Genomic DNA, 1816 nt, shown 5'->3' with positions numbered 1-1816 from the left:
GAGGCAATTGAGAACTAATAAGGTATAAGGAAGAGAGGCTGTCCAAAAAGTGAGTAATTTTCACTTTTTGGCAGCCTCTTTCTATTAAATCGGTGCATATAAATACAAAAAAATCGCCCTTTCTAGTAAAATGTAAGTGACCAAACAAACATTTTAGAAAGAGGGCGATTTTTATGAGTAATCAAAAGACTACTATTATGAATGATACCATGCAATTGTCATTTTTTCCAGAAATAAACGATAAAGAACCTTCAAAACCAAAAAGAGAGATTACTCCTACATTTAAAGAATACAACAATAAGCAAGTCATGGTTATTTATGATATTGAGGGGTTAATACCTGATAACCATGTGGCACGAGTAGTAGATGAAATGGTTGAAACAATACCAGATGAGCGACTGTTTTCTTACTATAAGGGCGGTGGTCGCCCTCCTTTCCATCCAAAAATGATGCTTAAGATTATTCTGTATGGCTATTCTCAAAAGAGGTACTCCTGTCGTCAAATACATAAAATGACAATGGAAGATATCCCTACCATGTGGTTAGCCGCCATGCAACAGCCTGACTATCGAACCATTAATGACTTTCGTGGTTCACGGATGCAAGATATGATTGACGAATTATTTGAGGCAGTTATCCACAAATTGATTGAAGAAAAATACATCACATTTGAAAACTACTTTCTTGATGGAACAAAATTTGAAGCTGACGCCAATAAATATTCCTTCGTTTGGAAAAAATCAGTCACAAAATATGAGGCAAAATTAAAAGAAAACATTGAGAAAACGTTGAAGAAAATCCACAATATTACAGAGTTAGAGGCCGAAGAAATAGGTCAAACAACAGAGGTTGATGAACAGGATTTAGAAGCAGTTGCCAATGAACTTGAAGAAAAAGTAGAACAACTAACAAAGAAAATTGAAGAGGAAACAACATCATCTGTACGTAAAGAAATGCGACGTGAACGTACTCAAATCAAGAAAACGATAAAGAAAATAAAAGAAGACTATATTCCTCGCATGACAAAATACAAGGAACAAAAACAAGTTTTCGGTGACCGTAACAGCTATTCGAAAACGGATACTGACGCTACCTTTATGCGTATGAAAGAAGATCATATGAAAAACGGACAACTCAAACCAGGTTATAACGTTCAAATGGCGACTGAGAACCAATTTATCTTGTTTTATTCCATTCATCAACGTCCTGCGGACACTCGTTGTTTTATACCTCATATGGAGAAACTGGCAAACACTTCTTTACCAATGCCTAAAAAAGTGATTGCCGACGCTGGATACGGCAGTGAAGAAAATTATGTTTATGCCGTTGGGGATGATAGAGAACAACGCTTTGAATTTCTAATTCCTTACGGGACTTATTTAAAAGAACAAACTCGAAAATATAAAAATGATATTAAAAATGCGAAGAATTGGGAGTATATAGAGGAAGAAGACTGCTTTATTTGTCCAAACGGAAGGAAAGTGAGTTTTAAAAAATATCTAAATAAAAAGAATCCATCTGGCTATGAACAAAGTTTTAAAATTTATGAATGTGAAGATTGTACGGATTGCCCATTAAAACCACAATGCACAAAAGCAAAAGGGAATCGACAAGTACATTGGAATACAATCTATGAAGAAATGAAAGCCAGAGCCAAAACAGCCCTTGCGTGTGAAACGAATGCCGCAATCTACGCTCGACGGAAAATCGAGGTAGAAAGTGTGTTCGGTCACATCAAGGGCAATCGGTCGTTCCGCAGGTTCTCACTGCGGGGACTCAATAAAGTCCATGTTGAGTTTGGAATTGTAGCATTAGC

The 1816-nt window shown here is 36.3% G+C and carries 1 protein-coding gene; it reads left to right on the top strand.

What is annotated here, in order from left to right; translation table 11 throughout:
* Positions 1-173: 173 nt before the first annotated feature.
* Positions 174-1816, top strand: a 1643-nt coding sequence (locus GW534_RS15780) for an IS1182 family transposase (protein ID WP_161921917.1), incomplete at its 3' end; no start/stop codon positions are given.

Source organism: Pallidibacillus pasinlerensis (assembly GCF_009996845.1).
In the GTDB taxonomy this organism is placed as follows: Bacteria; Bacillota; Bacilli; order Bacillales; family Caldibacillaceae; genus Pallidibacillus; species Pallidibacillus pasinlerensis.
The sequence above is the reverse complement of the archived record's forward strand: the minus strand, read 5'-3'. Positions and strand labels throughout refer to the sequence as shown.